The 6,902-nt window shown below is 45.0% G+C and carries 6 protein-coding genes; 3 read left to right on the forward strand and 3 right to left on the reverse strand.

Going from position 1 to position 6,902, the window contains the following annotated elements:
- The first annotated feature begins 40 nt into the window (after window positions 1-40).
- The 3 genes from thrB to ung all read left to right on the forward strand — a co-directional run bounded on the left by thrB (window position 41) and on the right by ung (window position 3,075).
- Window positions 41-985, forward strand: a complete 945-nt coding sequence (gene thrB / locus ACX5KA_RS13245; protein ID WP_039218785.1) for a homoserine kinase — start codon at window positions 41-43, stop codon at window positions 983-985.
- Between the two features lie 135 nt (window positions 986-1,120).
- A complete protein-coding gene (thrC, locus tag ACX5KA_RS13250) occupies window positions 1,121-2,404 on the forward strand; it encodes a threonine synthase (protein WP_458731374.1) in 1,284 nt (427 codons plus the stop codon).
- Window positions 2,404-3,075: a uracil-DNA glycosylase gene (gene ung, locus ACX5KA_RS13255; protein ID WP_283629829.1), complete on the forward strand. Its 672-nt coding sequence runs from the start codon at window positions 2,404-2,406 to the stop codon at window positions 3,073-3,075. The genes thrC and ung overlap by 1 nt, the downstream gene beginning before the upstream one ends.
- A gap of 253 nt (window positions 3,076-3,328) precedes the next feature.
- Here ung and ACX5KA_RS13260 read toward each other — a convergent pair whose 3' ends face one another.
- From ACX5KA_RS13260 to tal, 3 genes are all read right to left on the reverse strand, one after another.
- Window positions 3,329-3,505 carry a DUF3545 family protein gene (locus ACX5KA_RS13260; protein WP_012519516.1) on the reverse strand — a complete coding sequence of 59 codons (177 nt, stop codon included), beginning with the start codon at window positions 3,503-3,505 and terminating at the stop codon, window positions 3,329-3,331.
- 362 nt (window positions 3,506-3,867) lie between these two features.
- A complete protein-coding gene (gene pgi, locus ACX5KA_RS13265; protein ID WP_283627278.1) occupies window positions 3,868-5,517 on the reverse strand; it encodes a glucose-6-phosphate isomerase in 1,650 nt (549 codons plus the stop codon).
- A 14-nt stretch (window positions 5,518-5,531) separates the two neighbouring features.
- Window positions 5,532-6,491, reverse strand: coding sequence for a transaldolase (gene tal, locus ACX5KA_RS13270; protein WP_014999319.1), 960 nt, complete (start codon window positions 6,489-6,491; stop codon window positions 5,532-5,534).
- Window positions 6,492-6,902: the final 411 nt, after the last annotated feature.

Here is a 6,902-nt window from a genome sequence, read left to right on the forward strand (position 1 = left end):
AATATAAAGAGCACGCCACAAGCGAAGTAAGAGTAATAATATGAAAGCATTCACGGCCTTCGCGCCGGCATCAATTGGAAATGTGAGCTTAGGCTTTGACGTACTGGGCGCAGCGCTTGCGCCCGTTGATGGCACTAAGCTAGGTGATGAAGTTGAAATAAAGGCGGCTGAGTCATTTTCACTAGAAACGGTGGGGCGCTTTGCTCACAAACTCCCGGGCGATGCAGACAGTAATATTGTAACCAAGTGCTATCACTATTTCTGTGAGCAAATGGAAAAGGCTGGAAAAACAACCTCTCCTGTTGCGCTTACACTTCATAAAAACCTTCCAATAGGCAGCGGGTTGGGTTCAAGCGCAAGCTCTATTGTGGCAGCGTTTGCAGCGTTAAATGCTTACTTCGACACCCCGTTCGATGAAGATACTCTGCTTATAATGATGGGCGAATTAGAAGGCCAAATAAGCGGTAGTATTCACTATGATAATGTTGCTCCCTGTTACTTAGGTGGTATGACGTTAATGACAGGTAGTGATGCGCCTGTCACACTGTCGTTGCCGTTAAACGACGAATGGTACTATGCCGTTTGTTATTCAGGCATTAGCGTATCAACGGCGGCTGCTCGCGATATCTTACCTAAGCAGGTGGATATGGCGACGGCGCTAACCTTTGGTCGACAGTTAGGCGTGTTTGTTCACGCTTTACATGCGGGTAACTTTGATTTGGCGGCGTCGGTAATGAACGATGTTATAGCCGAACCTTACAGAAAATCGCTACTGCCTGGCTTTGATGAGGCGCGTGCTTTTAGTGAGCAAGCGGGTGCGCTTGCTTTTGGTATTTCAGGCTCGGGACCTACGGTGTTTGCCGTGTGTCCAAGTAAAGCGCAGGCGGAAAAAGTCGCCGCCTATTTAACAGCGAACTACATTCAAAATGAAGATGGCTTTAGCCATGTGTGCCAAATACCAAGCCAAGGCACCATTGTTTCTTAAGGTACATAGCTTTTTAAGGTATATAGTTTCTTAAAGTACATGGTTTCTTAAAGGCAGATGATTTCCTAAAAGCACAATAATTTTTTAAAAGATTAAAAGGGCAGAGTATTTGCCCACATAAAAAGGTAACAGCAAGTGGAATTGGTAAATTTAAAAGATTCATCGGACACAGCAAATTTTGCTGAAGCCGTTAAGCGGGGCTTAGGTAAAAACCAAGGGCTTTATTTTCCAGAGAATATTCCTACCCTAGACAATATTGACGAATTGTTGGAAAAGCCATTTGTAGAGCGCAGTATAGAAGTACTTCGCGCGCTTATTGGCGATGAGCTGAATAATGGCGAGCTAGAAGAAATTGTTCAGACCGCCTTTGCTTTTGGTGCACCAGTCGAGCAGGTCAACGATAATGTATACTGCTTAGAGCTTTTCCACGGGCCAACGCTTGCGTTTAAAGATTTTGGCGGCCGCTTTATGGCGCAAACTCTGTCGCGTATTAGTGAAGGGAAGCCAGTAACCATTCTAACAGCGACTTCAGGTGATACCGGCGCAGCGGTTGCACATGCATTTCACGGCATTGACAATATCAACGTGGTTATTTTGTTTCCAAAGGGCAAGATTAGCTCGCTGCAGGAAAAGCTATTCACTACGCTAGGCGGTAATATTCATACCGTTGCTGTTGAGTCAGACTTTGACGCATGCCAATCACTCGTAAAAACCGCGTTTGACGACCCTGACGTACGTGAAGGCCTTCACCTGAACTCAGCAAACTCAATCAACATCAGCCGTTTACTAGCGCAGGTTTGCTATTACTTTGAAGCAGTAAGTCAGTTGCCAAAAGAGAAACGAGACCAACTCGTTATTTCAGTACCTAGCGGTAACTTTGGTAACCTTACGGCTGGCATGATTGCTAAATCGTTAGGTTTACCTATAAAGCGTTTTATCGCAGCAACTAACTTAAACGACACGGTACCTCGCTACCTTAAAACCGGCGAGTGGGAACCTAAGGCGACGGTTGCGACCATGTCTAACGCAATGGATGTGAGTCAGCCTAATAACTGGCCGCGAATAGAGGCGCTTATTGAGCGTGGCTATATCGACAAAGCGTGTCTTAAAGGTGAGATGGTTGACGAAGAATATACGCAGCTTGCTATGCGTCAATTAGCGCAACAAGGCTATACCAGCGAGCCACATGCCGCGATTGCCTATCGCGCAGTAAGTCACGACTTAGAAGACGGCGAAATTGGTTTGTTCTTAGGAACAGCGCACCCGGCTAAGTTCAGAGAAACCGTTGAAAACGTGCTAGGTAATCCAATCAGCTTACCGAAAGCGTTGGCCGATGTAGCAGGCGAAGACAGCTTAGCGGTAGACTTGCCAGCGTCTTACGATGCACTTAAGCAGCATATGATGGATTTGCTTAAGTAATGACACCCTCGGCTACAACATGGCAAAGCGCGCTTGGTGATGAAAAGCAAAAAGACTATTTTGTTACGTTGCTTGAGCGCGTGAAGCACGCTCGTGAAGCGGGAAGCGTTATCTACCCGCCTCACTCTGACGTATTCAATGCGCTTAAATACACGCCGCTAGACGAAGTAAAAGTCGTGATCTTAGGTCAAGATCCGTACCACGGTCCTAATCAAGCCCATGGACTTTGTTTTTCAGTAAAAGCTGGCGTTAAAACACCGCCATCGCTTAAAAATATGTACAAAGAGCTGTTGTCTGACATTGATGGTTTCACCGAGCCTAATCACGGCACGCTGACGTCGTGGGCGGAGCAGGGCGTATTGCTACTTAATACTGTATTGACCGTTGAGCAGGGCAAAGCACATAGCCACGCGAAATGGGGATGGGAAACCTTCACCGATAAGGTTATCGATGTGGTCAATGAGCACTGCCAAAACGTTGTGTTTCTTCTGTGGGGAAGCCATGCGCAAAAGAAAGGTAAGCATATAAACCGTGAAAAACACCACGTTTTACATGCGCCTCATCCGTCGCCACTCTCAGCACACAGAGGCTTTTTAGGTTGCAAACACTTCAGCCAAACAAACGAATACCTTATTGCTAAGGGCAAAGAACCCATTAATTGGCAGGTATAGTACTGGCATAAATAGCAGCTAGCCACACAGCAAGTGTGGTTGCCTTATTCAGGGCCTGTCAATGACTCACTAGATAAATGCCTAAATAGCTATGAGACATGTTATGCGGTCTGGCAGCAATTAGGCACAGAGCATATTCCTTAGCTAATGCGCTATTACATAGAGCCAGCGAAGAGACACCATGCTTGCAAGTGAAGCATTTACAGCACGCTAGAAAGTAAAAAGGCCGCCTGTGTAACAGGCGGCCTTCGTTTTATCTTTCCAGTGTCTCTAGCTCGTACTCGAAACCACAGTCGAGTTCGGCCAGTTCTTTTTCTAATTTGTAGCGATCTTGTAGCGCTTCGATTTCTCTCCACTTACGTTTTTTGCTTTTGGTTTTTGCTGGGCTTGCTTCGATGTCTAACATGGCAAATAGATCTGATTTATCCACTGGGATCTCCTTTTTATACCACTACAACTAATACAGAGTTTTTGTTTTTAATTCCCTCTGTACAATTTTGTATCACAGCAGCCACTAAAATAAAATAGTTTAATTTACCTTTTATTAACAAATTGTGACGATATGATGACAACGGTAAGGAAATGTCCAGTGTGTTTAAAGCGTGAACAATAACTGTATGTAATTGATCCTATTTGTTTTGTTAGTAATCAATTGTACAGTGTTACGGATATCAAAAATGTCTGTCGTATTGTCGATGAAAACCGCAACAAAAAACGGCTAGCTTTCGAAAAAGCTAGCCGTTCAGTTTGTTATTTGCACCAATTGGATGATTTTAAATCACCTCGCATTCCTTATTTTGGTGCATTCGCTGCTCTGAATTTGGCAATCAATTGCTGTGTTGAAGCGTCGAAATTATCTTTGTCTGCCTCGCCTTGAATGCCTGCAAGTACTTGGTTTCCTAGTACTTTACCTAACTCTACGCCCCATTGGTCGAATGAGTTAAGGTTCCAGATAACACCCTGAACGAATACCTTATGTTCATACATTGCAACCAGCGCGCCAAGTGTTTTAGGCGTAAGGCTATCAAACAAGAAAGTATTGCTAGGCTTGTTGCCAGGCATGGTTTTATGAGCGGCCAAGCGTTTGCGTTCAGCGTCGTCCAGGCCTTTACCGTCAAGGTCTGCATAACACTCTTCAAAGGTTTTACCCTGCATTAGTGCCTGTGTTTGACCAAAACAGTTAGACGCAAGCATAGCGTGATGAGTGTCGTCTTGGTTAGGAACGTTAAGCGGCAACATGAAGTCTGCCGGGATAACGCCAGAACCTTGGTGAATAAGCTGATGGAAGCTGTGCTGGCCGTTTGTACCTTCACTACCCCAAATAATTGGACCAGTAGGGTAATCTACGCGTTCACCTTCCTGAGTGACTTGCTTGCCATTACTTTCCATATCTAACTGCTGTACGTAAGCTGGTAAGCCGCGAAGATAGTGGTAGTAAGGTAATAAAACGTGTGATTGCGCCTCGAAGAAGTTTCTGTACCACACACCTAACAGTGCAAGTAGAACAGGCATGTTTTCTTCTAGCGGTGCGGTTGTGAAATGGGTGTCCATGTCAAACGCACCTTCAAGTAAGCCTTTGAAGTTTTCAAACCCAAGGGCTAGCGAGATAGGCAGGCCAATGGCAGACCACAGTGAGTAACGACCGCCTACCCAATCCCACATAGGGAAAATATTGTCGGCGCTAATACCAAACTCGGTGGCTGCTTTAACGTTTGAAGACACGGCTACAAAGTGTTTAGCAATATCTTCTTGTGTACCGCCAGACTTTAAGAACCAGTCTTTAGCCGTAAGTGTATTTTGAAGCGTCTCTTGGGTAGAGAAAGACTTTGACGACATGACCACCAAAGTTTCTTCAAAATCTACGCTAGATAGCACATCGTGAATGTGGCAACCGTCAACGTTGGCAACAAAGTGAACCTTCACTGCGTCAACTGTATGCGGCTTAAGTGCCTCGGTCATAATCTTAGGACCAAGGAACGAACCACCAATACCAATTGCCACAATGTGCTTGATAGGCTTGCCGGTATAACCTTTATGTTCACCGCTGTGAACCGATGCAGTAAACGCTTCAATTTTAGCAAGCGTAGCATGCACTTCAGGCATTACGTCTTCGCCATCTACCAGTACTTTACGGTCTGAGAAATTACGAAGTGCGGTGTGAAGCACGGCGCGACCTTCTGTTGAGTTAATCTGCTCACCAGAAAACATCGCGTCGCGAAGGGTTTCTAGTTTGCACGCTCTGGCAAGGTCGAAAAGTCCTTTAAGCGCGTCATCATTTACACGGTTTTTCGAGTAATCAAGAAAAATACCGCAGGCTTCAAGCTGCATCTTATCTGCGCGATTTGCATCTTGTGCAAACCAGTCGCGCATGTGCGCATCTTTTACCGTTGCAGCAAGTTCAGACAGCTTTTTCCATTCAGGAAGAGAAGTTAAAACACTCATTGTTTCAATAGCCCTTACGCGCTTAGTTTTTCGCGAAGCATGGTTTCAAGTTTTTCCTGATCTGCGGCGAAGTTTCGGATGCCTTCAGACAGCTTTTCGGTTGCCATTGCATCTTCGTTCATTGCCCAGCGGAATTCGCTTTCTGTTAAGCGGTCACCTGGTGTTTTTGTAGCGCCATTGTCTTTCAGTTTAACTTCTAGTTCGCCAGGCTCGTTTGCCAGTTCTTCTAGCAGTGCTGGGCTAATGGTTAGACGATCACAACCTGCCAACGCTTGAATTTCACCAATGTTACGGAAGCTTGCGCCCATCACTACAGTATTGTAGCCGTGGTCTTTGTAGTAGTTGTAAATTTTAGTTACAGATACTACGCCTGGATCTTCATCTGGTGCGTAAGACTCAGTACCGGTCGCTTTTTTGTACCAGTCTAAAATGCGCCCTACAAATGGAGAGATAAGATAAACACCGGCCTCTGCACAAGCTTGTGCTTGGGCGAAGCTAAATAGAAGCGTTAAGTTACACTGAATGCCTTTCTTCTCTAGCTCTTCTGCTGCCTGAATACCTTCCCAAGTAGAGGCAATTTTAATAAGAATGCGTGACTTATCGATACCCGCGTCTTCATATAGCTGAACCAAACGTTCCGCTTTTTCGATAGTGGCGGCAGTGTCGAACGAAAGGCGTGCGTCTACTTCAGTTGAGATTCGGCCTGGAATCGTTGCAGAGATTTCTTTACCAATGGCTACCGCTAGTTTGTCTGCTGCATCGGTAAGCTGCTGGTCAGCGTCGTTTGACTGAAGTTTTGCCCATGCTACAGCATCATCAATTAGGCTTGCATATTGAGGAAGACCAGCCGCTTTTAAAAGTAGCGACGGGTTAGTTGTGGCATCGACTGGTTGATACTTTTTAATGGCATCGATGTCGCCCGTGTCGGCAACAACGGTAGTGATATCACGTAATGAAGCTAACTGATTGCTCATAATTCTCTCTGTTCTTTATCAAAATAAATGTGACAACTCGCTGGAAAAGCCAGTTGAATAAAACGGTTCGCTTGCGCGTGTGTAGGGCTTCGCGCTTACGTTCTTTTTTACCAGTTCTTAGTTCTTTAATAAGTACTGGTACATGCAGCGCTTTGGTAATTGAGGTACGTTCACGGAGGGTGTATCTCAATTATTGTTTGAATAATTATTTGTAACGCTATTTATATCAAACCCGTGTGACAATTCATACATTGAATAGCGACAAAATGGCTAATCGGATTTCTCTGTTAAGCCAATTTACGTCTTTCTTATGCCATTTTGCTTTTTGAAGCGTATCAGGTGGTACAATACTGTAATACCAATCCGCATAGATCATTACCCACTCAGCGAGAGTTAAAATGCTCGTAATCG

This window comes from Alteromonas alvinellae (assembly GCF_902705805.1).